This window comes from Mycobacterium appelbergii (assembly GCF_032883035.1).
GTDB classification, from domain to species: Bacteria; Actinomycetota; Actinomycetes; order Mycobacteriales; family Mycobacteriaceae; genus Mycobacterium; species Mycobacterium appelbergii.
The window spans coordinates 130,323-155,675 of sequence record NZ_JAMQTH010000018.1 but is presented as its reverse complement, the minus strand read 5'-3'; the positions used below and the strand labels follow the sequence as shown (position 1 = coordinate 155,675).

General features: G+C 65.7%; 24 protein-coding genes and 1 tRNA gene. 17 read left to right on the top strand and 8 right to left on the bottom strand.

Annotated elements, in window-relative coordinates; genetic code table 11:
• Nucleotides 1–87 precede the first annotated feature (87 nt).
• Nucleotides 88–285: an excalibur calcium-binding domain-containing protein gene (locus tag M1247_RS32115; RefSeq protein ID WP_317160478.1), complete on the top strand. Its 198-nt coding sequence runs from the start codon at nucleotides 88–90 to the stop codon at nucleotides 283–285.
• 4 nt (nucleotides 286–289) lie between these two features.
• Here M1247_RS32115 and M1247_RS32110 read toward each other — a convergent pair whose 3' ends face one another.
• Both M1247_RS32110 and M1247_RS32105 read right to left on the bottom strand, forming a co-directional pair.
• Nucleotides 290–904 (bottom strand): maleylpyruvate isomerase family mycothiol-dependent enzyme, encoded by a 615-nt coding sequence (locus tag M1247_RS32110; protein ID WP_317160477.1) that lies wholly within the window; start codon nucleotides 902–904, stop codon nucleotides 290–292.
• A 65-nt stretch (nucleotides 905–969) separates the two neighbouring features.
• Nucleotides 970–1,515, bottom strand: a complete 546-nt coding sequence (locus M1247_RS32105) for a hypothetical protein (RefSeq protein ID WP_317160476.1) — start codon at nucleotides 1,513–1,515, stop codon at nucleotides 970–972.
• Between the two features lie 154 nt (nucleotides 1,516–1,669).
• On the opposite strand from M1247_RS32105, the gene M1247_RS32100 reads away from it, so the two are divergent.
• Nucleotides 1,670–2,992 carry a H(+)/Cl(-) exchange transporter ClcA gene (locus tag M1247_RS32100; RefSeq protein ID WP_317160475.1) on the top strand — a complete coding sequence of 441 codons (1,323 nt, stop codon included), beginning with the start codon at nucleotides 1,670–1,672 and terminating at the stop codon, nucleotides 2,990–2,992.
• A 202-nt stretch (nucleotides 2,993–3,194) separates the two neighbouring features.
• On the opposite strand, the gene M1247_RS32095 is transcribed toward M1247_RS32100, so the two are convergent.
• Complete coding sequence (locus M1247_RS32095; RefSeq protein ID WP_317160474.1) at nucleotides 3,195–3,710, bottom strand: GNAT family N-acetyltransferase; 516 nt, start codon at nucleotides 3,708–3,710, stop codon at nucleotides 3,195–3,197.
• Nucleotides 3,710–3,979, bottom strand: coding sequence for a type II toxin-antitoxin system TacA family antitoxin (locus M1247_RS32090; RefSeq protein WP_317160473.1), 270 nt, complete (start codon nucleotides 3,977–3,979; stop codon nucleotides 3,710–3,712). Before M1247_RS32090 ends, M1247_RS32095 begins: the two co-directional genes overlap by 1 nt.
• Before the next feature lie 443 nt (nucleotides 3,980–4,422).
• On the opposite strand from M1247_RS32090, the gene M1247_RS32085 reads away from it, so the two are divergent.
• The 9 genes from M1247_RS32085 to add all read left to right on the top strand — a co-directional run bounded on the left by M1247_RS32085 (nucleotide 4,423) and on the right by add (nucleotide 13,980).
• The gene (locus M1247_RS32085; RefSeq protein WP_317160472.1) at nucleotides 4,423–5,028 is read left to right on the top strand and encodes a helix-turn-helix domain-containing protein; all 606 of its coding nucleotides are present in this window, start codon (nucleotides 4,423–4,425) and stop codon (nucleotides 5,026–5,028) included.
• 126 nt (nucleotides 5,029–5,154) lie between these two features.
• Nucleotides 5,155–6,480: an MFS transporter gene (locus M1247_RS32080; protein ID WP_317160471.1), complete on the top strand. Its 1,326-nt coding sequence runs from the start codon at nucleotides 5,155–5,157 to the stop codon at nucleotides 6,478–6,480.
• 8 nt (nucleotides 6,481–6,488) lie between these two features.
• Complete coding sequence (locus M1247_RS32075) at nucleotides 6,489–7,889, top strand: FAD-dependent oxidoreductase (protein ID WP_317160470.1); 1,401 nt, start codon at nucleotides 6,489–6,491, stop codon at nucleotides 7,887–7,889.
• Entirely contained in the window at nucleotides 7,886–9,070 is a 1,185-nt protein-coding gene (locus M1247_RS32070; RefSeq protein ID WP_317160469.1) for a CaiB/BaiF CoA transferase family protein, read from the top strand. Before M1247_RS32075 ends, M1247_RS32070 begins: the two co-directional genes overlap by 4 nt.
• The gene (locus tag M1247_RS32065; RefSeq protein WP_317160468.1) at nucleotides 9,067–9,873 is read left to right on the top strand and encodes an enoyl-CoA hydratase-related protein; all 807 of its coding nucleotides are present in this window, start codon (nucleotides 9,067–9,069) and stop codon (nucleotides 9,871–9,873) included. Before M1247_RS32070 ends, M1247_RS32065 begins: the two co-directional genes overlap by 4 nt.
• Complete coding sequence (locus tag M1247_RS32060) at nucleotides 9,870–10,757, top strand: dihydrodipicolinate synthase family protein (protein ID WP_317160467.1); 888 nt, start codon at nucleotides 9,870–9,872, stop codon at nucleotides 10,755–10,757. Before M1247_RS32065 ends, M1247_RS32060 begins: the two co-directional genes overlap by 4 nt.
• The gene (locus tag M1247_RS32055; protein WP_317160466.1) at nucleotides 10,758–11,531 is read left to right on the top strand and encodes an SDR family oxidoreductase; all 774 of its coding nucleotides are present in this window, start codon (nucleotides 10,758–10,760) and stop codon (nucleotides 11,529–11,531) included.
• A 43-nt stretch (nucleotides 11,532–11,574) separates the two neighbouring features.
• Complete coding sequence (locus M1247_RS32050) at nucleotides 11,575–13,002, top strand: aldehyde dehydrogenase family protein (RefSeq protein WP_317160465.1); 1,428 nt, start codon at nucleotides 11,575–11,577, stop codon at nucleotides 13,000–13,002.
• A gap of 6 nt (nucleotides 13,003–13,008) precedes the next feature.
• Complete coding sequence (gene add, locus M1247_RS32045) at nucleotides 13,009–13,980, top strand: adenosine deaminase (RefSeq protein ID WP_317160464.1); 972 nt, start codon at nucleotides 13,009–13,011, stop codon at nucleotides 13,978–13,980.
• Between the two features lie 373 nt (nucleotides 13,981–14,353).
• Here add and M1247_RS32040 read toward each other — a convergent pair whose 3' ends face one another.
• The gene (locus M1247_RS32040; RefSeq protein WP_317160463.1) at nucleotides 14,354–15,781 is read right to left on the bottom strand and encodes an SIR2 family protein; all 1,428 of its coding nucleotides are present in this window, start codon (nucleotides 15,779–15,781) and stop codon (nucleotides 14,354–14,356) included.
• Nucleotides 15,782–15,829: 48 nt separating this feature from the next.
• Entirely contained in the window at nucleotides 15,830–16,033 is a 204-nt protein-coding gene (locus M1247_RS32035) for a hypothetical protein (RefSeq protein WP_317160462.1), read from the bottom strand.
• A 565-nt stretch (nucleotides 16,034–16,598) separates the two neighbouring features.
• On the opposite strand from M1247_RS32035, the gene M1247_RS32030 reads away from it, so the two are divergent.
• Nucleotides 16,599–17,192, top strand: a complete 594-nt coding sequence (locus tag M1247_RS32030; protein WP_317160461.1) for a tyrosine-type recombinase/integrase — start codon at nucleotides 16,599–16,601, stop codon at nucleotides 17,190–17,192.
• Here the strand turns inward: M1247_RS32030 and M1247_RS32025 are convergent.
• Nucleotides 17,189–18,316 carry an SIR2 family protein gene (locus M1247_RS32025; RefSeq protein WP_317160460.1) on the bottom strand — a complete coding sequence of 376 codons (1,128 nt, stop codon included), beginning with the start codon at nucleotides 18,314–18,316 and terminating at the stop codon, nucleotides 17,189–17,191. The genes M1247_RS32030 and M1247_RS32025 overlap by 4 nt on opposite strands.
• Nucleotides 18,317–18,501: 185 nt before the next feature.
• A tRNA-Gly gene (locus tag M1247_RS32020) sits at nucleotides 18,502–18,575 on the bottom strand.
• Between the two features lie 46 nt (nucleotides 18,576–18,621).
• Here M1247_RS32020 and dcd point away from each other — a divergent pair.
• From dcd to M1247_RS31995, 5 genes are all read left to right on the top strand, one after another.
• Nucleotides 18,622–19,191 carry a dCTP deaminase gene (gene dcd, locus M1247_RS32015; RefSeq protein WP_317160459.1) on the top strand — a complete coding sequence of 190 codons (570 nt, stop codon included), beginning with the start codon at nucleotides 18,622–18,624 and terminating at the stop codon, nucleotides 19,189–19,191.
• 90 nt (nucleotides 19,192–19,281) lie between these two features.
• Complete coding sequence (locus tag M1247_RS32010; RefSeq protein ID WP_317160458.1) at nucleotides 19,282–20,598, top strand: ammonium transporter; 1,317 nt, start codon at nucleotides 19,282–19,284, stop codon at nucleotides 20,596–20,598.
• A 220-nt stretch (nucleotides 20,599–20,818) separates the two neighbouring features.
• Entirely contained in the window at nucleotides 20,819–22,513 is a 1,695-nt protein-coding gene (locus tag M1247_RS32005) for a DUF7159 family protein (RefSeq protein ID WP_317160457.1), read from the top strand.
• 165 nt (nucleotides 22,514–22,678) lie between these two features.
• A complete protein-coding gene (locus tag M1247_RS32000; RefSeq protein WP_317160456.1) occupies nucleotides 22,679–24,004 on the top strand; it encodes a UDP-glucose dehydrogenase family protein in 1,326 nt (441 codons plus the stop codon).
• A gap of 38 nt (nucleotides 24,005–24,042) precedes the next feature.
• On the top strand, nucleotides 24,043–25,353 hold the full coding sequence (locus M1247_RS31995; protein ID WP_317160455.1) for a cytochrome P450: 1,311 nt from the start codon (nucleotides 24,043–24,045) through the stop codon (nucleotides 25,351–25,353).

Sequence of the window (25,353 nt, the reverse complement as noted above, 5' to 3'; positions counted from 1 at the left end):
ATGCAACCAAAGTTGTGAGCGACGTCACGGAACCGCTACGCTCTGCGTGATTTACGTCCACGTTAATATCAAGATCAGGTGGGGCTCATGGTCATTCGCACACTTCTTATCTTCGCCGCGATCGCCGCCGCCGGTACCGGCCTGGCGCCGATTGCCGCCGGCACCGGGCCCTACGCCAACTGCACAGAAGCGCATCAAGACGGACGGTGGGACATTCCGCAGGGCGATGCTGATTACTGGTCGCGGGGCGACCGCGATGGCGATGGGATCGCCTGCGAATCGTGACCGCTCAGTCGTCGCTGTCGGCGTCAGGCTCGGAATCGGGCACGTCGAGCCGCCTCGCGAACATCATCACGATATCCCGAATGGGAGCCTCACGGAGTGCCCCCCACTGAGGTCCTGCCGCGAATCCGGCGTCCGTTGCCACGAAGCGGTAGCCCGGCAGGTCGCGTCGCGGGCTGAGCGGAAACTTCATCTGCCACAACCGTTCCGCGACCGCGACGGCAGCGTCGGTGGGCATCGGACGCTCGATGCCGAGCGGCACGCAGATGTCCTGGGTATGAACCAGGATGTCGAGCAGCGGATCCACTTCCTTGGTCAACGGCGGATGTTGCCGGGAGCCGGCCATCGCACGCAACCGTGCGGTGATGGCAGCCGGATCGGCATTGTCGGCCACCGCCATCCGGTGAATCATCGAGTCGATCCGGAAGCCCGACTTGAGCGCCGCCCGGGCCAGATCCGTCGGGCTGGCGTGCGAGTGGGTGATGTGGACCGCGACGTCGCGCACGGTCCAGTCCGTGCACAGTGACGGTGTCGCCCACTGTGGGGGATCGAGGGTGTCGAGGAGATCGGCGAGCAGTCCGCGTTGTTCGTCGATGGTGCGCCAGATCGTGTCGGAGTCCATGGCCGCTCCTTTGGTCGGATTCCTGACTCAACATAGCCAGGAACTGCGAACCCAAGTGTGCAGGCTCAGAATGCCCAGCTGCCGGAGGGCTCCAGGACGAATCCGTGGACGCCGTACTCCTGTAGCCGTGCCCCGGGGCTGGGAGTGTCCGGCCACGAATCCGGCTTCTGGGCCCGGCACGCCAATTCCTGGGCGGTCGGCACCGCGCACACCATGCCGCTGGGGGTCTCGATCTTCGAACCCACCGGTAGCAGTGTCCCGGAGTCGGACCCGCCCTGTTCGGCGGTGCTGAAGCGGCCGGCCTTCTCCAGCGACGCCCACACCTGGTCGGAGTCATCGTCCGCGCCGAGCGCGCCCCAGCAATAGATTCCCAGGTCGGCGATCATCGATGCCGAACACTCAATGCCGCTGGGCGTGCTGAAACTCCACCGCGCCCCGGACGGGTGTGCGGCCGTGACGTAGTAGTCGGGGAGGTTGACGGCGGGGTAGGCGTCCACATTGGGAAACTCGGTGGGCGTGGCGTTGGCGACGGCACCAGTGGCTGGAATCGCGGTGGCGGCCAGAACGGCGACCGCGGCAAGCGCCGTGCGGGTCCGGTTGTTCCTGGCCATGCATTGCTCCTAAGGGTGGTGGCACGTCATACGGGTGATCGCTTAATTGTCGCGTCTCGTTACGCCGCTGGTCCTATCGGCGGCGGTTTCTGCCAGACTTGGGGCGTGCACCGTCTCAGGATGTCGAACCGATTGGTCGAGGGCTTCTGACCCTATGACGGAACAGGCTCCAGGGCAAGACGATTCGAGTGAATCCCGGTACGGCTTGGTGTTGATCTGCGTGACCGCCGCGATCGCCGGGGTGCTGATCGGCATCATCGGCGGCGCGTTCCGCTGGTGCCTTCGGGTGGCGGACGGCATGCGGGTTGACCTCGTCGATTGGGCGCATGGGCTGCCCGGGCCGGGCTGGCTGATACCGATCGCCGTCGGGGCCCTCGGAGCGACGCTGGCTGCCCTGATCGTGCGGTGGATGCCGCTCGCCGCGGGCAGCGGCATTCAGCACGTCGAGGCCGTCCACCAGCGCCTTGCCCGTCCCGCCGGCCTGTGGCTGGTGCCGGCGAAGTTCGTCGGGGGACTGCTGGCCATCGGATCCGGCGGAGTCCTGGGCCGGGAAGGGCCGACGGTGCACATGGGTGCGGCCATCGGCGCCGCCGCTGCGAAGCTGTTCCGTTTGGTTGACCCCGACATCCGGCTGATGCAGACCGCGCTCGGCGGGGCCGGTCTGGCAGTGGCCTTCAACGCGCCGATCGGCGGTGCCCTGTTCGCGCTCGAAGAAGTGAGCAAGTCGGTTCGCTTCCGCATCGTGCTGGCGACCCTGACCGCCACCGCCGTGGCGGTGGGCTGCTCGCGACTCATCAACGGAAACCATCCCGACTTCTCCGTGGAACACCTTGCTGCGGAGCCGATTTCACTGCTACCGGTGTTCGTAGTCTTCGGGCTGCTGACCGGGATTCTCGGCCTGCTCTACAACCGGCTGGTGTTGGCATTGCTGGACCGGGCCGCGGCGATGCGCCGGGTGCCCCCGATCGTGCGGGCAGCGGTCGTCGGCGCCTTGATCGGGCTGGTCATGTTCGTCGATCCCAACACCGTCGGCGGTGGCGACGACCTGACCCAATCACTGCTCGGCGGCACGCAATTCGGCGTCACGGTGATGGCCGGCTACCTCGTCGTCCGCTTCCTCGCCGGCCCGCTGTCGTACTCGACCGGGCTGCCGGGCGGGCTGTTCGCACCCCTGCTCGCGGTCGGCGCGCTCTGGGGGATGGTGTGTGCGGCCGGTGCCAACGCGGTGCTGCCCGGTGAGCACCCGACGCTGGCTGTGTCGATGGCCATCATCGGCATGGGGGCGTTCTTCGGCGCGGTGGTTCGAGCTCCCGTCACCGGGATTGTCATCGTGATCGAGATGACAGCGACGACCTCGGTGGCCGTGCCGATGCTGGCGGCCACGGTGGCGGCCGTCCTGGTGGCCGAGCTTGCGGGTGGGGCGCCGATCTACGACAGCCTCCGGGAACGCATGCTGGCGAATCCGCGGCGCAGATAGTGGAGCCGATGACGGGAATCGAACCCGCGTATTCAGCTTGGCGATTCTGAGGTTATTGGCGTTCGTATTCGTTCGTTAAAGTGTTGTGCTGCAGACCATCTCGCGGTTGCATCATACTGTTAGATGCAGATGCGGGCACCACGATTCACGGGCGTTTATGCGGGGAGATACGGAGTGGTAGCCAAAGGCGTTCAGTGAACAGCTAGTCGCGCCAGCGTTCCCCAAGCGCTTTCGCGGCGGTGGAAACCTTCATCACCAGCCGGCCTTCGCGGTTCTTCACCCGGGTAAAGCCGAAATGTGCGTAGAACGCCTCCGCCTCGGCATCGATAGCGTCCACAACGATTAGGCGGCCGCCGCCGATCTCAGATGCGGCTACAGCCTTGCCGAGGGCGTCGACTAGTAGCTGCTCTCCGTAGCCGCTTCTGTGCAGCGAACTGTCGAGCGCTAATCGCGCTATGAGATAACCCGGGATTTTGGAGTATCCGCCAGCCAGGCTGCCAGGTACCCCATCATCCTTTCGGGCTACCTCGGTCGGGCATATGGCGAAGTAGGCGCAAACCTTGGGCTCACCGAGCGGAGTCCATACATAGACATGTGCGATGCCACTGCTGTCCGCGCGCGCAGCATCATCGACCAACCACTTGTTCAACGGTTCCTTACCGCAGTCGAACCACTCAAGTATGTGGTTGTCTTCTAGGCGCGCGGACTCCAAGTGCATCAGCGCCTCTTGAACACCGCGGGCTTACGTGCGGCCGCAGCCAGTCGCGGCGCAGCGTCTGCAACATCCAACGAGGACATCAACGCATCGAACTGTTCAGACTCCATGACCGTCACCAGCTCCTGCCGCAAGATATCTTCAGCCCGCTGAAGTGCAGCTTTGCGCACAAACTCCGATGTCTGCTCATGAACCGCGCTTGCGGCCCGCTGGATGCGCACCAAGCTCGCCTCTTCCATTCGGAACTCCACGCGTTCCGTTTTCGCAGCCATTGATGGCACCTCCTAACTTGTGTCTGAATACCTTGAGTGTACGGCGGATGTCCGTACAACGCTATAGCAGGGGTGATCGGACCGGGTGGGACGGTGCCGAAGCGCAGCGATGGGGGCCTGGTGAGCCTGGCGAATATCCGGTCGCCGCTGCGGGAAGCGCTTGTGCCGCACAAACATCTTCGATTGGTGGCACCGCAGCTTCCGGCGGCGCCCTGAACTGTCGTCTGGGGCGGGCTCGCGGTCAGGGCCGCGCAGCATCAGCTCGAACACGCGCGGCTCGCAATCCTCCGGCGGGTCCTGACCCAGCGCCTCAAGCGCGCCCATAGGCACGAGACCACCGGCCGAGCGGCACCCTCCGGGCATCCTTCATTTAACTGAAGAAACTGTTGACATAGTGAAGCTACTCAGGAATGCTCTCCATCGGACAGGGTGATGGAGGACACATGGGCAAGGGCCAACCGAACAACAACAAGATGTTGGTCGACGCCATGCTCGGTGACCTCGGATCGCGGATCCGCATGCTACGCAAGGAGCGTCAGCTCACCACCGAGCGGCTCGCGGAGACCGCGGGTGTCAGCTCCGGGCTCATCAGCCAGATCGAGCGCGGCAACGGCAACCCGTCCTTCGCCACGTTGGTCCAGCTCGCCCACGGGCTGCAGATGCCGATCGGACAGTTGCTCGAGGCCTCCGAGACCAAGGCGGTCGTCGTTCGCAAGAACGAGCGGCGCAGGCTGGACGGCCATGGGCTGACCAACGACGACGGCGGGAGTTACGAGCTCCTCACTCCCGACCTCAACGGCGCCCTTGAGGCCAACTGGGTGGTGACCCCACCCGGCTACGACACGAGCGCCACGCCGTACCACCACAACGGCGAAGAGTTCGGCATCGTCCTGTCAGGCACGAAGGACGTCTACCTGGACGGCATCCGTCACCGGCTCCACGCCGGTGACTCAATCCGGTACGCGTCCAACATTCCCCATTGGTACGTAAATCCCTCCGAGACCGAGGAGTGCACCGCTATCTGGGTGAGCACACCGCCCACCTGGTAGCCCCTGCCCGACCGGCACCCGGTCGAGCGCACCTCATCCACCTCAACAACCGCCGTTCCGTGCGCCCGAAGGGTCACGGACTTGGCCGAGTGCGTCCGAAATCGGACCGGAGAACCGGAGAACCCCATGACAACCACCCCCGCCCCACGGTCCTCGACCGCCGTGAACGACACGTCCCCAGACCGCGGCCCCGCGTCAGCCGGACCACCGGCCAGCAGGCGCACGATGCTCGCGCTCGGCCTGGGCAACACCCTCGAGTGGTACGACTGGATGGTCTTCGGTCTGCTTGCCGCCTACCTGGGTCCCCAGTTCTTCGCACCACAGGACCCGGTGTCCGCCACCCTCGACACACTCGCCGTGTTCGCGGTCGGGTTCGTGATGCGCCCGCTTGGTGGCGTGATCCTCGGCAACGTGGCCGACCGGGTGGGCCGTCGCCGCGTGATGCTGCTGTCAATCAGCCTGATGGCAGTCACCACGTTGGCGATCGCCGTGATGCCGACCTACGACACGATCGGCGTGTGGGCGGGCGTCCTGTTGCTGGTCTCCCGGATTCTGCAGGGTGTCTCGACCGGCATTGAGGCACCCTTGTCGACCGCCTACGCCGTGGAGCTCAATCCCGCCGGGCACGAGGGTCGCGCAGCGGGCTACATCAGCTTCTTCGTCAACTTCGGCATCCTGCTCGCCTCTCTGGTCAGCTTCCTCACCAGTTACTTCATCGGCGGCGACACGATGTCGGAGTGGGGGTGGCGGGTGCCGATGCTGTTCGGCGCCGTGATGGGCTTCTTCGTCCTGTACCTGCGCCGTACCCTCCCCGAGACGCTGCACGAGGAGGAGAAGGCCGAGGAGAACGCCGGCACCTGGGGCGGCGTCCGCAAGCACTGGATCGGCCTCGTCGCGATGATCTTCGTGGTCGGCGGTGCGCAGGCCTACAACTACGCATGGAACGTCGGCCTGCCCAATCTGGCCCGCAGCTCCTTCGGCGAGGATCCGACCGAGATCTTCGCCGCCACCACCGCGCTCGGCGTCATCTTGCTGGTCGGTTCCATCATCACCGGCCGCCTCGCCGACCGGATCACGCTGTCGAAGACGTTCATCGGCACGCGTCTGTTGGCCATCCCCTCCGTCTTCATGATGCTGCTCTACGCCGGCCCGGGCTTGACCACATTCACGGTCGTGCTGCTCGTCGGGGGCCTGTTCCTGGTGGCGAACATGACCCTCTACAACGTCGTGTCGACCAGCCTGATGCCGAAGTACTGCCGCGCGACCGGCACCAGCCTCGGCTACGGCGTCGCAGTCGCAGCCTTCGGAGGCACCGCCTCCTACCTACTGGTCTGGCTGCAGAGCATCAGCCAAATCTGGGTCTTCCCCGCCTACACCGCCGCGCTCGCCGCGGTCAGCGTCGTCCTCTATGTCATCGCCCGCCGCAAGAGCGGGATCTTCGCCGGAAAGTGAGTGCGCACATGAACACCCCCAACCTCGCCGTCAGCAGCCATCAGGTGGATGCTCCGGTCGTCAGGCGCTCCGACGTCGTCGTGGTCGGAGGCGGTCCGGCCGGCGTGAGCGCCGCGGTGGCCGCGGCCCGCAGCGGCGTCGAAGTGACCCTCGTCGAGCGCTACTCAGCCCTCGGGGGGCTTGCCTCGGGCGGGATGGTCCTCGTGCTCGACGACATGGTGAATGGCAACGAGATCACCGTGCAGGGCATTGTCAACGAGTACGTCGAGCGTATGGCCCGCCGCAATCTCGCTGTCTACCCGCCGCGCGAGGAGTGGTACGCCTCGACCGAGCTCTGGAACAAGTGGGGTCGCTACGGCCTCTTCAACTTCCACTCCCACACCAACCCCAAGCCGATCTGCTACGCGGTCGCGTTCGACCCCGACGGCTGGAAGATAACCTCCAACGAGCTGGTCCGGGAGACGGGTGTGCACCTGCGGATGCACAGCTGGTTCTCCCGTCCGATCATCGACGACGGTGCACTCAAGGGCGTCGTGGTCGAGACCAAGGTCGGGCCGCAGGCGATCATGGGAGACGTCGTGATCGACACGACCGGTGACATCGATGTTGCTTCGCGGACCGGGGCGCCGTACGAGCACGACAAGTACCTCGTGACTCTGGTGTTCCGCCTCGGCGGGGTCGACACCGATGCCGCCGAGAGGTTCGAGCAGGAGAACCCGCGTGAGGCCCGCGCCATCAACCGCCGCATCAAGCGGCTTCTCGGCGGCGCTTGGGAGCTGTGGTGGCTCAAGACACCGGTGCCTGGCGTGGTGTGGTGCAACACCCCGCACATGACCGGCTTCGACGGCGCCGATCCCGAGTCGCTGACGAACGCCGAGTTCGTCGCGAGGGAGCGGATCGAGAACGCGCTGGTGGCCATCCGCGAGGACCTGCCCGGCTTCGGCAACGCTTACATCGTCGACGTCGCACAGCAGATGGGGGTGCGGCAGACGCGGCTGCTCCAGGGAGAGTACGTCGTCACCAAGGACGACGTGGTCAACCGGCGCCACTTCAGCGACAGTGTCGCCCGCGGTCGGGATTACTACACGCCGTACCGATCCCTGCTTCCTCGCGGGGTGGACCAGCTGCTCGTCGCAGGCCGCCACTACTCCGCGACGCCGGAGGCACAGCGGATGTCCCGGGAGATCCCACCCTGCATGGCGCAGGGCCAGGCCACCGGCATCGCTGCGGCGCTCGCCGTGCAGAAGGGGCTCACGGTCCGTGAGGTCCCCGCGAGCGAGATCCAGACCAGGATGCGCGACCAGGGCGCCGACCCGGGCGACCAGCCATCCGACAACGCCACGATCGACGAGGGCAGCCGGGCCCCCGCCGACGACCACCCCGACCAGCACAAGGAGACCGTCCGATGACCAGCAACGCCCTCGACGGAGTCGTCGTCCTCGACTTCACCCAGGTCTATATGGGCCCCAGCTGCACGCAGATGCTCGCCGACTACGGCGCCGAGGTGATCAAGGTCGAGCGCCCGAAGGTCGGTGACCTGAGCCGAAGCTCGTTCCCGGACCCCGCGGGCCAGGACAACCCGGTGTTCTTCTCGATCAACCGCAACAAGCGCAGCATCACCGTCGACACCCGGACCGACGCAGGCAAGGACGTCATTGGTGACCTGGTACGGCGTGCCGACGTTGTGGTCAGCAACTTCCGCCACGGCGTCATCGAACGCATGGGCTTCGGGTACGAGGACTGCAAGCAGCTCAACCCGCGGATCGTCTGGGCCTCCGGCACAGGCTTCGGGGAGACAGGGCCCTACGCCCACAAGGGCGGGCAGGACGTAATCGCGCAGGCCTACTCCGGCGTGATGTGGCGCCGCGCCGACGACGCCACGCCGCTGACGGTCTACCCGACCACGCTGTGTGACTACACCACGGGCATGCACCTCGCCCAGGGCATTCTGCTCGCGCTGATCGCCAGGGACCGCACCGGCGAGGGCCAGAAGGTGCAGGTCAACATGTACGACTCGATGCTCCACATGCAGATGCAGGAGGCCGCCAGCCAGCTCAACCGCGGCAAGGAGATCAACTGGGCCGCGATGCCACTGTCCGGCGTCTTCGAGACCGCCGACGGCGCGGTGTGCATGGTGGGTGCGTTCAAGGAGAACCCGCTGCGCGACATCTCCAAGGCCCTCGGATTCGACGAGGACCTCTCCACCCGGCCGGGCTTCGAGACCCTGGAGGATCAGTTCGAGCACCGCCCCGAGCTGCAGAAGATCTTCCGCGACCGGTTCGCACAGGACACCACCGAGCACTTCGTGTCCCGGCTGGAGGAGCAAGACATCCTCTGCGCGCCCGTACGCACCCTCGAGGAAGCTCTCGCCGATCCGCAGACCGTGTGCAACGGCATGGTCGTGGAGATGGACCACCCGCACGGCGGCAAGGTCGAGGTGCTCAACGCGCCGATCCGCCTCAGCGGCACCCCGAACACGATCCGCCGCCCGGCGCCGATGCTCGGTGAGCACAACCAGGAGGTCCTGCGCGAGTTCGGATACTCCGACGAGCAGATCGCCGCGGTCCTCAACGAGGGGACGATCCGATGAACGAGGAAGGCCGCACGGTGACCGACGAGATCCGCTACGACCTGAAGAGCCACGTCGCCCGCGTCACCTTCGACCGCCCGCACGTGCTCAACGCGCTCGACGCAACGAGCACCCGGCGGTGCAACGAGATCTGGGACCAGATCGAGAACGACCCCAGCGTGCACGTCGTGGTGGTCACCGGGGCCGGGGAGAAGGCGTTCTGCACCGGCGCCGACATGTCGGTCGGTGGCGTAGGCAAGACCGGCGTGGACTACTGGGCCGACCTCGACCCGAACGGGTTCGCAGGACTGTCGCTGCGTGAGACGCTCGACGTACCGGTGATTGCGCGGGTCAACGGCTACGCACTCGGCGGTGGGATGGAGACGGTGCTCGGCGCAGACCTGGTTGTCGCGGCGGAGCACGCCAGGTTCGGTCTCACCGAGCCGCGGGTCGGCCGCCTACCGCTGGACGGCGGCATGGTCAAGCTCCGCGAGCGGATCCCGCACACGCAGGCGATGTCCCTGCTGCTCACCGGGCGGAAGGCTTCGGCGCAGGAGATGGCCGACATGGGCCTGGTCAACGAGGTTGTGCCGGCGTCCGAGCTCGACGCAGCGGTCGACCGCTGGGTAGAGCAGATCCTCGCGTGCGCGCCCACCTCGCTCCGGGCGATCAAGCAGGTCGTCAACCGCACCGCCCAGCTGTCCCCCAGGGAGGCGCACGCCGCGCGACTGCCGGCGCTGATGGAGGCCCTGGTCAGCCCGAACGCGACCGAGGGCGTCGAAGCCTTCCAACAGAAACGCAAGCCGAACTGGAGTGACCGGTGAACAAGCTGATGCAACCCGGTGTGTGGGGCGTGCTGGCCACCCCCTTCTCCGGATCCACCCTCGAGGTCGACGACAACGGCGTCGCCCAGCTGGCCGAGCACGCCGAGGCGGTCGGCGCCACCGGCCTGACCGTGCTGGGTGTCTTCGGCGAAGCGGCCAAGCTGTCGTGGGAGGAACGCCGCCGGGTCCTCGAGACGGTGCTCGACACCACCGAGCTGCCACTCGTGGTCGGCTGCACCGGCCTGGCCACGGCGCCGGTCATTGACGAGGCGCGGATGGCCGTCGACCTGGTCGCCGACCGGCTCGCCGGGGTGATGGTGCAGGCCAACAGCGCCGATCGCACCACCCTCGCGACACACCTGCGGGCGGTCAACGAGGCCACCGGCGCCGACGTCGTCGTCCAGGACTACCCGGTCATCAGCGGTGTCCACGTGCCCGCCGGTGTACTGGGTGATGTGGTCGCCCAGTCGCCGTTCGTGACCGCGGTCAAGGCAGAGGCGCCTCCCACTCCGGTGGGCGTGGCGGAGCTGACCAGACGCGTCGACGTCCCCGTCTTCGGTGGCCTCGGCGGGATCAACCTGCTCGACGAGCTCGCCTGCGGATCGGCTGGCGCCATGACCGGCTTCTCTTACCCCGAGGCGCTGGTCGCCACGGTTCGCGCCTGGCAGGACGGGGACCGGATGAAGGCACGGGCTGCGCTCCTAGACCACCTGCCCCTGATCACGTTCGAGCAGCAGGTCGGCATCGCGCTGGCGGTGCGCAAGGAGTGCCTGCGCCGACGCGGACTGATCGCCGAGTCCGGGGTACGACCGCCCGGCCGGAGCCTGCCCGAGTCACTGGCGCCGGTCCTGGCCGCACACATCGACACCGTGGAAGGACGCTGAATGGATCTCCAAATCAAAGACCGCGTCGCGCTCGTGCTCGCCTCCACCGGGGGCCTCGGCGCGGCAACCGCACGGGCACTCGCTGCCGAAGGCGCGCACGTGGTCATCACCGGCCGGAGCGTCGAGCGCGCCGAGCGGCTCGCCTCGTCGCTGCCGTCGGCGATTGCGGTCTCCGTCGACCTCACCGAACCGGGAGCGGTGGAGCGGCTGCTCACCTCGACGCGCGAGGCGTACGGCAACCCCGACATCGTCGTGCTCAACGGACCGGGCCCGAAGCCCGGTGCCGCTGTCGATCTGGACGCCGAGGACGTCGACATCATCGGCGACCTGCTGCTCAAGGCCCACGTGGCGCTGGTCAAGCGGGCCCTGCCGCATATGCGCGCGCAAGGCTGGGGGCGGATCCTTGCGATCGGGTCCAGCGGCGTGCAGGCCCCGATCCCGATGCTGGCGGCCTCCAATGTCGGCCGGGCCGCGCTCGCGGCGTACCTGAAGACCCTGGCCTCCGAGGTGGCCGCCGACGGGGTCACCGTGAACCTGCAACTTCCCGGCCGCATCGCGACCGACCGGGTCGCTGCCCTCGACGAGGCCGCAGCCCGGCGTCAGGGCAGCAGTCCCGAGGAGGTCCGTGCCGCGTCGCAGGCGAGGATCCCGGCCGGTCGCTACGGCACGCCGGACGAGTTCGGCGCACTGGCCGCTTTCCTGTGCAGCTCCGCCGCGTCGTACATCACCGGCAGCGCCGTGCGCTGCGACGGCGGCCTGCTCGCCCACCTCTGAGCAGGCCTCGACCAATCCCAACCGACAGATTCCAGGAGACGATATGACCAACGCGCAGAACCTGATCGACGGGACCTGGGTCGGCGACCCGAGCGTCGAGCGTCGCAACCCCGCCAACCCGGAGGACGTCGTCGCCGTCGCGCCCTCGGCCGGCGCCGCCGACGTGCACGACGCAGTAGCTGCTGCCGGGGACGCCCAGCCGGGCTGGGCCGCGCTGACTCCCGTGCAGCGTGGCACCGTCCTCATGGATGCCGCCGACCTGCTCCGCCGGCGGCACGAGGACATCGCGACCGACCTCACCCGCGAGGAGGGTAAGACCCGCGCCGAGGCGATGGGGGAGGTGCGCCGCGCCATCGACGTCCTCCGGTTCTTCGGCTCCGCCGGTTGGCGGCGGAGTGGCGAGGCGTTGCCCAGCATGATGCAGAGCACCAGCGTGTACACCCGCCAAGAGCCGCTCGGCGTGGTGGGGCTGATCACCCCGTGGAACTTCCCTATCGCGATCCCCGCCTGGAAGATGGCTCCGGCCCTGGTGTCCGGCAACGCCGTGGTGATCAAGCCCGCCGAGCTCACGCCCTTGTCGGTCAACCACCTGGCCACCGCTCTGGTCGATGCCGGACTCCCCGCCGGAGTGCTCAACGTGGTGCACGGCTCCGGCTCCCTCGCCGGCGACGCGCTGGTCCGCCACCAGGAAGTCGCGGCCGTGTCCTTCACCGGGTCCACCAGTGTCGGCATGGCGATCCGTGACACCCTCAACGCCCGCAACGCACGCGTGCAGCTGGAAATGGGCGGCAAGAACGCCTATCTGGTGCTCGACGACGCCGACGTCGATGCCGCCGCGGCCACAGTTGCCGCGGGCGCGTTCAGCCTCACCGGACAGGCCTGCACCGCGACGTCGCGGGTCTACGTGACCCCGGGTGTCCGCGAGGTCTTCGTCAAGGCGCTGCGCGAGAAGGCGGGCGCCGTCAGGCCTGGAAACGGTCTGGACCCCCGCACCACCATGGGCCCGGTCGTCTCCGATGCCCAGCTCGCCAAGGACGTCGCGGCGATCCACGCCGCGGTCGAGGCCGGGTTCGACGTCGGTGAGGTCCGAGACCACGAGGACCAGTTCCTTGCGCCGGTGGTCGTGTCGGAAGTTTCCCACGACAATCCGCTTGCGACCGAGGAGGTGTTCGGTCCGGTGGTCTGCGTCATCGACGTGGCGGACTACGAGGAGGGGCTGCGGCTCGTCAACGATTCGCCGTACGGTCTCACCGCCGGGATCTGCACCCGCGACCTGGGCAAGGCCTACGACTTCGCGGCGCGGGCGCAGGTCGGCGTGGTCAAGGTCAACCGGCCGACGACCGGCCTTGACCTCAACGTGCCGTTCGGCGGGGTCCGCGACTCCTCGACAAACACATTCCGCGAGCAGGGCGAGCGCGCCGTGGACTTCTACACCTGGTCCAAGAGCGTGTATGTCGGCCACGACCTCTGATTGCCGATGATCGACACGGTTGCCTTGCCCAAAGCCGAGCTGCACCTGCACTTCGAGGCGGCGATGAGCCGTTCCTCCGCGGCTGCGCTGGCCGACAAGTACGGGATGCCGGAGCCCGCGCCCGGGCCGTTCGAGAACCTCGCCGAGTTTGTCGAGGCCTACGAGCTGGCGCGCGATGTCATCGGCAGCCTCGACGATCTGCGCGACCTGGCCGAGGATTTGGCGAGGCGGCAGCAGGCGGCAGGGGTGGTGTGGACCGAGATCCACTGCATCCCGGCCACCTACTCCGGGCGGCTCGGTCCCGCTGATGACCTCGTCGAGGCCATTCTCGACGGGCTGCGCGCCGGCGGAGGAGCCGATTCCGCCGGGCTGGTCGTCGGCGTCAACCGCGGCAGGCCACTGGCGGAGGGGGAACAGATGCTCGACCTCGCGATCCGGTGGGCGGGCTGCGGCGTGGTCGCCTTCGGCCTCGCCGGCGATGAGGCCAACCACCCCGCGTCACGGTTCGCCGACCTCTTTCAGCGGGCCGCCACGCACGGGCTGGTGACCGTGCCTCACGCCGGCGAGGGCGCCGGGGCCTGCCACGTGCGCGAGACCATCGACGAGCTAGGGCCACACCGGATCTGTCACGGGGTACGGTCCCCCGAGGACTCGTCGGTGGTGGACCAGCTGGTCGAGGCCGACGTCTGCCTGGACATGGCGCCGTTGTCGAATGTGCTGCTGCAGGTGGTGCCGGACCTCGAGCATCACCCGCTGCCGGCTCTGCTGCGCCGAGGCGTCCCGGTCACGCTGAACACCGATATCCCGTTGTTCACCGGTGTCCCGCTGGACGAGGAGTACGAGCGGTGCACCCTCGCGTGGGGACTCTCCGACGCGGAAGTCGTCGCGCTGGCTCGGACCTCGATCCAGCGATCCTCGTGCCCGGATCACGTGCGTGCTGCGGCCCTCGCCGAGCTCGCACGCCACAGCGCAGGGTGACCGGGCGGCGCACACGACAGTGACCCGGGTGAGCGCGTGCCGATAGCTGATCAGTTTTCAGCTGCCGTTGACAGGTTTGGCCGATGTGGGCTTTCCGGCAATCGTGGAAGGCCTTCTACCTACATATTGTGGAGCCGATGACGGGAATCGAACCCGCGTATTCAGCTTGGGAAGGTGTTCGTACCCGATCAGCCCTGGTCACGAGGGTCGCAACGGTTCGCGACAGTTCGGTGATTTCCGCTGGTAGTAAATAGTTTTCGCGGGCCATCGCGAACTATTGAGACCATTCGTAGCTCGCTTGCTCACCCGCTGCTCACGGTCAAACGACGGTCGAGCACAGCAAACTCGCCATCGTCGGTAGGAAGATCTCTCGTCAGGCGTGCTCGTTTTCGGCATAAAGGTTCTCTTCGCTCAACCCCGGCAGGAACGGGCCGTGTTCCAAGATCATGTCTCCGGGTAGATCCGCCAACCGTTCCCGAGCGAACTTTCGTTGTTTGGGAGCTCGTCGGTTACTCGCCTTCACGGCGTCGTGAAATTCATCCTGTGTACGCATATCACTATCCGAACCATAGATAAAGTAACGCGGCGCACTGTCCAGGAGACCGTGAAGTTCTCCGTCATCGTCCGCGCGGTCGTCGAGCATAATAAAGAGCGGGGTTAGGTACCCTTCGATGTAAGCGTGGTCGTGAAACCGTCCGTCTTCCCACGCTTGTTCCTGAAGCTTTTCGTATATCTTGACAAGTTCCACCACATGGCCACGACTTGAATATTCCCCCGATCCCCGTCGCAATTCGATGCGTCGCCCCGCGTCTCGGGCCCCGTCATGGAAGGCCCAGCAGTACAGGATCGACGGGTATTTTTTGTGAGGCACTGTCTTCGCGAATGTGTCGGCGTTAAGGATTTCGATGTGATATTGACTCACCCGCTCGTAGCTAGAGTCTTCGATATTGCAATTACCGAGATTGGCGCTCTTGAGGTCCTTTAAGAATTTTACGCCGCTGGTCTTGAGGGTGATGAGGTCGAACTCCTTTTCAAGGCGCTCATCAGCGCCAAATGGCGATACGAAATATGCCCTCGGGGAGTACGGGCCCATATCTTTACGGAGTTCGCGATAGAGTCGCCGAAAATTCCAATCCGTAAGCGAGTATCCAATAAAAACGACCGTACGCGTAGCTAATAACTCCGTGAGGAGCCCACCCATTACTCCCTTACGTAAAGCTTTCAAGCGACCCTTATAATCGCTTTCGGTCGCCACTAGACTTCCGAGATTGCTCATGCTGCCGTGAATCTTCAAAACTCGACGTCCTGGCATTTTCCATAGTGCAATGTCGTCGCCGGACACGAACGGAGTCGCAGCGCACTCTTCTTCGAAGTATGTATCCCAATTGGTAGTGATTACATCTTGCAAATACGGCATCGTCGCCAGCTCTGTGTGAAACTTTCTAGCGTCGTATCGGAGGCCCCAAAAACTATCAATATAGTCGAATTTTGCTTTCACCATCTGCACGAAGCCGCGCCGCTCAAATTTCTGTACAAATGCCTCAATAACTTCGGGAAACGAGCCAGGCTCATCTAACGCAAGCATCTCTACGGCGCGTTGGTAGATCGTTTGAGGGAAAACTGTAGGCACTTCGGTGCTGACACCGGCACCCGCGAAGATGACGACCTGCCGTACGTGGGCAGCGCGTACCAACTCTTCCGGCAGGTCAAAATCATGGTCTAGTCCACAGTGGATGCATTGACACACGTCAGTGTGCTGATCTCCACCGTCATTCGCCGCGATCACGATTTCTGCTGCCATTGGCCGATCGTCCCAGATTGAGGGGGACGAATCAGACAAAGTGGGTCTTTATTCGGCAAACGCACCGACGTGGACCCCTGCGTACTCACCGCCAGGGTCGACACGGCCGACGCGCATCGTCTTGCCGACTGAGCCGCGCACGTAGCGGGGACGCTTGCGGTTGATCTTGTGTGCAGTTCGCTTGGCGCGTGAGGTGCCAGCGGACGCAAACCTGCCTTTGCGGTCGCGTTTGTAGATGCGTCGTCTGGCCATGCCTCACCGCTTCTTGATCTTCTTGAACCGGCCGCTTTTGGTGCGGCGTCGACGCTTCTTGGGTTTTGCCGTTAGTGACCTCTTCAGTCGCTCGACCACGGTCGTGGCTTCGCATTGCGGCCCCGAACAAGCTGCACGTTCGGCTCGGGTGGCGGCGTCGTGCCGCGATACCTTCCGCCTTGCGCCGGGGTGGCGTCTTCGAAGCCTGGCGCGACCAGCCCAGCGCCATGGCTGAACTCGCTGGCGGAATTGAACCGGGCGTCGAGGTCGAGTGAGCGACCGGAGCCGCGTGGACCGCTGGTCATACTCAAACCGGGATAGCGGTGGTGCGCGGTGTAGGGGCCGATGCCAACTTTGATACAGACCGCTGCGGAACGATGGCGCACACCGACACCGAACGACCGCTGCGAAAACGAACTCACGAGCGGGTAGGGGCCGTTGCCGGGAATCTGACGCAAACCCTGATATGCGCGTCGCCTGCGTCAACGGCACCCGGCGTCGTGAAACTTTCGTCTTCGGCGAGTCATAGACCAGCGCGCCGTCAATTGTGATCACCGTGCGCTCGATGTGCAGCACGACGGCGCTTCTGCGCGAGTACCTGGCAGCGCACCCGCGCCTGGAGGATCCGACGGCACCACTGTTCTGCTTGGTGACGCTGAAAGCAGCCAAGCCGACCGGCAAACGCGTCACCGACGCCGATGGCAAGCGGATCGCGCCGACCGCCGTCGATGCGTTGGCTGCGCTCTCACCGGTTGAAGCCGCGCAACGGTTGGTGCTGGATTGGTCGGCACCGATCCGACACCAGACGTTCTACAAAGCCGTCTTCCGGCCCGCTGTCGCCCGCACCAACCGCCTTGGCGGGGTTTCGTCGGAATCGCCGGAGTCGCGCAAGTCGTCGGGATCTCCCAAACCGTCGTTGGTGTTGCCGCCAGCGCTCAAGTTTCACGCGCTGCGCCACACCTGCGCGAGTTTGTGCGTTGCGGCGGGAATCCCGCCGTTGCAGCTTTCGCGGTTCATGGGCCACGCCAAGGTGACGACGACTCTGGCGATCTACACGCATCTGTTCGATGACGATCACGCCGAAACGATGGCCGCGCTGGAAGCGATGAGCCGCCCGGTCGAAGCGCCGAACGTCACGCCGCTGCGCCGCCGGGGCTAAAACGGCGGTTCTTCGCCGACGAACCATTTCCACGTGGCTGTTTCTCGTAAGCCGTCAATCCCAGTTCGTTCGATCTTCGCGTTGTGATCGGCGAACTTGCCGGATTCCCAACCGAACGCATTTTCCACGTCGTTGGTGGTTGGGCCATCACCCTTGGTCACGACGAGAATCGTTGGCGGTTTCCGGTGCATGTCCCAAGCGCGTTTCAGAAGATCGTTCACGCATGTGTCCCTGAATGAATAGCCCGCGATGAGCCAGTGGTCAGAGTTTCGGAAATCGTCATCCGCTACATCGTAGGCGAGCTGGAATGGGTGGCGTTTAACGTGATCCACCTTGTCATGCTGATTGGCTAGCACAACCAACGGAAATGCCATAACTTGCATTTCCCGATATTTGTTCCATACCCCCGGATCGCGCGCGATGTCAAGCGGAATTTTCAGATACCTGCTGCCGACTTTCCAAAATGTCACCGATCCGTGAAGATCGATCAGTTTGATTCGCTTCGCGGGGAAACTATTGGACGTGCGCAATGTCTGCGCCTTCAAAGTGCTGTCGCTGAGAGGTTTTAGATCTACCGCGGTCCAGCCTTCGCCCATGTCGCAGAAATCATCTTTGTACTCCGCGGTCAGAGCTGTGAGGACTAAAGCATCGTAGTTTAGGTTAGCAATGGTGACGCGGTTCGGGAATGCGTCAATTCCGGTTTTAAGAAAGTTGGAAATGCTAGCGTAAGAACCTTTGTCGGGATGTGAATTCTCTACAATTATTTGCAGGGTGTGTCCGATGCCGCGCTGCCTTACTTGCTGAACAAACAACATGACTTCGGAAATCGCCTGCGCCATGTCGTGATTGTCTTCGGTGAGCAAGGCGTAACTTCTAAGATCGTCCAAGATGTCGGTTTGGCCACCGAACGCGCCGATCAGTGATTCAAAGTCTCCGGATGGATTCTTGGCTTGAGCCCTAATTGCCACTTGTTGCATGGCCCGAGCAACTTCGTCGCTGCGTCCTTCGTATTTTTTACTTAGTCTCGCGATGACTTGTGTGGTGATGTTGTTTAGAAACAAACTTGGGCTAAAAGCGATACTCAATCCATTGCCAACCAACATCGCCAGATTGCCACTAGGCACGCTTCGCCCCCAACGCCGCAGCTTGGCAGGCCGATCGGCGCTGCCCGCCAGGATCGTAGTCGCAGGTCAGCGCCAGCAAAGGGTTTCTGGTGGGCCGTTTAGCCGACCCACGGTCAAACGACGGTCAAGATTGCCTGTGGCGGGCGGTTCGGAGTCTCGCATAGACCACTGACCTGCGAAAACTGTGGAGCCGATGACGGGAATCGAACCCGCGTATTCAGCTTGGGAAGCTGATGTTCTGCCATTGAACTACATCGGCGGTGTGTGGCTAGTGAGGTTACATCACCAGCCGATACTCTCGTCAGGTGCTGCTCTCCGATCGTGACATCCGGGCCGAAATCACCGCGAAACGCCTGGCCATTGAACCCTTCGATGATGCGTTGGTGCAGCCGTCGAGTGTCGATGTCCGGCTCGACACCTTGTTCCGGGTCTTCAACAACACCCGCTACACCCACATCGACCCGTCGATTCAGCAGGACGAGCTGACCACCCTGTTCGAGCCCGCGGCCGGCGAGCCGTTCGTGCTGCATCCCGGTGAGTTCGTGCTCGGCTCCACGTTGGAGCTGTGCACATTGCCCGACGATCTGGCCGGGCGGCTGGAGGGCAAGTCCTCCCTGGGGCGTCTCGGTTTGTTGACGCATTCCACCGCGGGGTTCATCGACCCGGGCTTCAGCGGGCACATCACGCTGGAGCTGTCCAACGTCGCGAACCTGCCGATCGTGTTGTGGCCGGGCATGAAGATCGGCCAGCTCTGCCTGCTGCGGCTCACGAGCCCGGCCGAGCATCCCTACGGCAGCGCCAAGGTCGGGTCGAAGTATCAAGGACAGCGCGGTCCGACGCCGTCGCGGTCGCATCTGAACTTCATCAAGCACTGAGCGACGCCCACAGTCGGGCGTGAAGAGTCGGAAACACGCCGGAAACGCGATCGCCGCGCCACTGAAACGCGCGGGCGACATTCTCGCCAAATGCAAGAGATCGATCCTGCGGCCACGGCGTGGTTGCTGGCCAGCACCGCCCTGGTCCTGCTGATGACCCCGGGCCTGGCCATCTTCTACGGCGGCATGGTCCGCACCACCGGTGTGCTCAACATGATCATGATGAGCTTCATCTCGATCCCGCTCGTCACGGTCGCCTGGCTGCTGCTGGGCTACACCCTGGCCTTCTCCGAGGACGCCGGTGGCGGCCTGATCGGCGGACTGCACCACTTCGGCATGCTCGGCATCACCCCGGCCACCGCCCACGGCACGGTTCCCGAGCTGCTGTTCGCCACCTTCCAGCTGACGTTCGCGATCATCACCGCCGCGCTGGTCAGCGGGGCCATCGCCGACCGGGCGCGCTTCGCGGCCTGGATGGTGTTCGTCCCGGTATGGGCCGTTGCCGTCTACGCGGTCGTCGCGCACTGGGTGTGGGGCCCCGGCGGGTGGCTGTTCGAGCTGGGTGTCCTCGACTATGCAGGCGGGCTGGTCGTCGAGATCGTCTCCGGCTCGTCAGCGCTTGCCCTGGCGCTGGTCCTCGGGCCCCGCATCGGCTTCAAGAAGGAAGCCATGCGCCCGCACAACCTGCCGTTCGTGCTCCTCGGTGTCGGGCTGTTGTGGTTCGGCTGGTTCGGCTTCAACGCCGGGTCCGCTTTGGCTGCCAACGGCACCACGGCCGCGATCTTCCTCAACACCCTCGTCGCCGGATGCCTGGGCATGCTCGGCTGGCTGACCGTCGAGCAGGTCAGGGACGGGCGGCCGACGACGTTCGGTGCCGCCTCTGGTGTGGTGGCGGGTCTGGTCGCGATCACGCCGTCGTGCGGGACCGTCAACACCCTCGGCGCGGTGGTGGTCGGTCTGGCCGCGGGCGTGGTCTGTTCGTTCGCGATCGGGCTGAAGTTCCGGTTCGGCTACGACGACTCGCTCGACGTGGTCGGTGTGCACTTTGTCGGTGGTGTCGTCGGCGTGCTGCTGATCGGATTTCTGGCCACCGAGGTGATGACCGCGGGTCCCTCAGGCCTCTTCTACGGCGGTGGGCTGGCCCAGCTGGGTAAGCAGCTGCTCGCAGTGGTCGTCGTCGCCGCCTATGCGTTCACCATGTCCTTCGTGGTGGCGAAAGTGATCGACCGGTTCATGGGATTCCGGCTCAGCGCCGAGGACGAGACCACCGGCGTCGACTTCACCCAGCACGCCGAGACGGCTTACGCCGAGGGTGTGCACGGCCACCTGCCACAACGTCGCCCGACGCCGTTCGGCGACGCCCTGCGGCCACACCAGGAAGCCGTCGAGGAAGAGCAGCCGGGATGAACCGGCAGGCGTTGTTTGTCGTATTGCCGAGTAGGGTCTAACTACCGGCGTCGGCGAGCACCATGCCGTCGCGGTCCGACCAGAACTTCAGAGCCATCAGCTAATGCGGTCGCTGTAACGATCGAGCTGTAGGTGCCGATGAAGTTTCTAGTTGTCGGGCTCGCGCGGACGTGTGCGCAATGGCGACTTATACAGCGCAGCAAATACTTTGGAGGGCTTGGTGGACATCGTACTGGGTGTTTCGATGGCACCTACGACGGTCCGCATGGTGCTGGTCGAGGGGGAGAAGGCCGACGGCGTCACCGTCGATCACGACGCCTTCGACGTCGCGGGCGGCGAGGGCTCGGCAACCATGAGTGCGGCCGATCAGGTGGTCGCCGCGATACTCGGAACGCAGGAGAGCGCCACCACCGGTGGGCACCATCTGAAATCGATCGGCGTCACCTGGACCGACCATTCGGACGCGTCCGCGTTGCGTGACGCGCTGACCGCTCAGGGCATCGACGATGTGATGCTCGTCTCGGAGGGCCACGCCGCCGCGGCGCTGGCACAGGCCGTCGGACGCGCCGTCGGATACGACACCACCGCGCTGCTGTTCATCGACCGCGACACCGCGACGCTGTCGGTGGTGCAGACCGAGGACGGATCGGTCGTCAAGGTCCTCGCCCGCAGCCTGCACAGCAGCGACGCGATGGCAGTGCTGACCGAGATGGCCGCCGCCGTCGACGCGCAGGAAGCACCGCCGCAGGGCATGTTCGTCGTCGGCTCCGGCGTGGACGTGAGCTCGGTCAAGGCCCACTTGGAGCACCTGGTGTCGCTGCCGGTCAACGCACCGGATGAAGGCGAACTGGCGTTGGCCCGCGGTGCGGCACTGGCCTCGGCCAATGCACCCGCCTTCGAGGCGTCGACCGTCGGTTTGGCGTACTCGCAGGACCGTGACGGCACCACCGCGGGCAGTGCCTACGCCGGGCTGGCCGGGTTGGCCACCCAGATGGCCCCGGCCAACGGCAACTACGTCGACGATCCCGAGTTCGACCTGGCCTCCTCGGTCGTCGCTGACGAGGCCCTCGGTGTCGCGCCAGTCGAGGAGGGGCGCAAGCCGTTCCTGCTGGTCGGTAGTGCGTTGACCTCGATCTTCGTTCTCGGCGTGGTGGCACTGGTCATTTCGCTTGCGGTGAGCATCCGGCCCACGGTCGATCAACGCCCGTCGCCCGCGCAGAGCGCGGTGATCCCGAGCGCGCCCGCCAAGCCGCCGGCACCCGTACCGGAAGCTCAGCCGGTGCAGGCGCCGCCGCCGCCCGCACCGCCGCCGGAGACCATCAAGGCACCGGTGCCGGTCGTGCAGGAGGCCCCCGCACCGCAGGCTCCGCCGCGCACGGTCTATGTCGAACAGCCTCAGGCTCCGGCGCCGGCTCCGCCACCCGCGGCCCCGCCACCACCGCCGCCGGCGGCGCCCCCGCCGTTGCCTGCGCCGCCCCCGATCTACAACCCGCCGTACGTCCCACCGTTGGTGGTGCTGCCGCCGCCGCTCTTCCGTCCGCCGATCCACGACGATCCGCCGTGGCGTCCGCCCTGGCAGCCGCAGCGCCCGCCGCGCGACGAGCCGGACACCCCGCCGTGGCAGCCGCCGTCGCACGATGAACCGGACAGCCCGCAGTGGCCGTTCCCTGGTTCGGGTGGTTCGGGCGACTGGGGACCCGGCTCAGGTTCGGGCTCGGGTTCCGGTGGCGGCTCCGGCAGTTGGAACCCGGGCTCGGGCTCCGGCTCGGGTGGGTCCGGTAGCTGGAACCCCGGGTCAGGCTCGGGTGGCTCCGGCAGCTGGAACCCAGGCTCCGGTTCCGGTGGCGGGCGCGGCGGATCCGGCGGTGGCGGCGGCATCTGGCCGTTCCCGTCTTTCGGTGGCGGCCGGCACTAGCGGCTCACTCTTTGCGTCGAGATCAACGGAATGGTCGCTTCGCCCCAGGTGAGACGACCATTCCGGTGATCTGGCGGACCTGCGGCGGCTAACGGTCACCTGACGTTGGTCTGCCGCTCAGTGTCGCGTAGCGGCCAGCTCATCGGGGCTGCCTATAGAGGCAGTATGCGATGCACCGTATTCGGTACCGGCTATCTGGGCGCGACACATGCGGCGGGGATGGCCGAGCTCGGCCACGAGGTCGTCGGCGTCGACATCGACCCCGGCAAGGTAGCCAAACTGGCCTCCGGCGACATTCCGTTCTACGAACCGGGCCTGCGGAAGGTGTTGAACGACAACCTCTCCGCGGGGCGTCTGCGCTTCACCACCGACTACGACGAGGCCGCTGAGTTCGCCGATGTGCACTTCCTCGGCGTCGGCACCCCGCAGAAGAAGGGCGACTATGGCGCTGACCTGCGCCACGTTCACGCCGTGATCGACACCCTGGTTCCGCAGTTGCGCCGTCCCGCGGTGATCGTCGGCAAGTCCACGGTCCCGGTCGGCACCGCTGCCGAGTTGGCCGAGCGGGCCAGGTGCCTGGCGCCCGCCGGGGTGGACGTCGAGGTGGCCTGGAACCCGGAATTCCTGCGCGAAGGTTTCGCCGTGCATGACACCCTGCACCCGGACCGGATTGTCCTTGGGGTGCAGCATGATTCGATGCGCGCCGAAGCCGCGGTACGCGAACTGTACGCGCCGCTGCTCGACGACGCAGTGCCGTTCCTGGTCACCGACCTGCAGACCGCCGAACTGGTCAAAGTTTCCGCGAACGCGTTCCTGGCCACGAAAATCTCGTTCATCAACGCGATCTCCGAGGTGTGCGAGGCGGCCGGCGCCGACGTCACCCTGCTGGCCGACGCGCTCGGCTACGACCCGCGCATCGGCCGCCGATTCCTCAACGCCGGCCTGGGATTCGGTGGGGGCTGCCTGCCCAAGGACATCCGCGCATTCATGGCCCGCGCCGGCGAACTGGGCGCCAACCACGCGTTGACCTTCCTGCGGGAGGTCGACAGCATCAACATGCGCCGCCGCACCGCGATGGTCGAGTTGACCACCCGCGCCTGCGGCGGATCACTGCTCGGCGCGAACATCGCCGTCCTCGGCGCGGCGTTCAAGCCGGAGTCCGACGATGTACGGGACTCACCCGCGCTCAACGTCGCGGGCATGCTGCAACTCAACGGTGCGACCGTCAACGTCTACGACCCCAAGGCGATGGAGAACTCCCAGCGGGTGTTTCCCACGCTGAATTACTCGACGTCGGTGATCGAGGCCTGCGACCGTGCGGACGCGGTCCTGGTGCTCACCGAGTGGGCCGAGTTCGTCGAGTTGGATCCGGCGGCTCTTGCCGGCACGGTGCGCGCGAAAGTTGTTGTCGACGGCCGGAACTGTCTCGATGTCGGACGCTGGCAGGCGGCGGGGTGGCGGATGCACGCGCTGGGCAGGCAGTCTGTTTGACGCTTGTCCAACAGTTCGGCCGGTCGTAGGCTCGGCCCATGCGGGAACGGATCCGGTGGCTGGCCCTGCACGGCGTGGTACGCGGCCTGTCGGCCGTGGGGATGCGCAACGGGGACCCGCAGGCCAGACTGATCGCCGATCCGCAGGTCCGGGCTGACCCGGCAGGCTTCGCCGATGAGATGCGTGGCCGCGGCCCGGTGATCCGCTGTCGCGCGGTGCTGCTGACCTTCGACTACGGCGTGGTCAATGACCTGCTGCGCTCGGAGGATTTCCGGGTATCCCAACTCGGCGGCAATCTGCCCCGGTCGCTGCGCTGGGTCGTCGCCAAGACCGAGAACGGGCTGCTGCACCCGCTGAAACCGCCCTCGCTGCTGTCGGTCGAACCCCCCGACCACACCCGCTACCGCAAGCTGGTCTCCTCGGTGTTCACCACCCGTGCGGTGGCCCGGTTGCGCGAGCGGGTCGAGGAGACCGCCACCGAACTGCTCGACGAACTGGGCAGCGAAACCGTGGATGTGGTCGACCGCTACTGCTCGAAGCTGCCCGTCGCGGTGATCGGAGACATCCTCGGGGTCCCCGAACCGGACCGGCCGAACATCTTGCACTTCGGTGAGCTCGGTGCGCCAGGTCTGGACATCGGCCTGTCGTGGCCCCAGTACCAGCAGGTCAACAGGGGCATTGCCGGTTTTGACGAATGGCTGGGCACCCACCTGCGGCAGTTGCGCCGAAACCCGGGCGAAGACCTGATGAGTCAGCTCATCCAGGCATCCGATGCCGGGGCGGCCGGTGAACCACTGACCGAACCGGAACTGAAAGCCCTCGCCGGATTGGTGTTGGCGGCGGGATTCGAGACGACCGTGAATCTGCTGGGCAACGGCATCCGGATGCTGCTGGACCATCGCGAGCACCTCGCCACCCTGGCCGCCCGCCCCGAGCTGTGGCCGAACGCAGTCGAGGAGATCCTGCGGCTCGAATCCCCGGTGCAGTTGAGCGCCCGCGCCGCCTGCCGCGACACCGACGTTGCCGGTACCGCGGTGGAGCGCGGCGAGTTGATCGTCCTACATCTGGGCGGGGCCAACCGTGATCCGGCGGTGTTCGCCGACCCGCACCGGTTCGACATCGAACGGGAGAACGCCGGACGGCACCTCTCGTTCTCCGGTGGGCGGCATTACTGCCTGGGTGCGGCGCTGGCCCGCGCCGAAGGTGAGGTCGGACTGCGGGCTTTCTTCGAGCGCTATCCCGACGCCCGACTCGCCGGCGGCGAGGTCCGCCGCGACACCCGGGTGCTGCGCGGTTGGTCGACTCTGCCGATCGCGCTCGGCAATGCGCGCGCAGCGGTAAATTCGTGA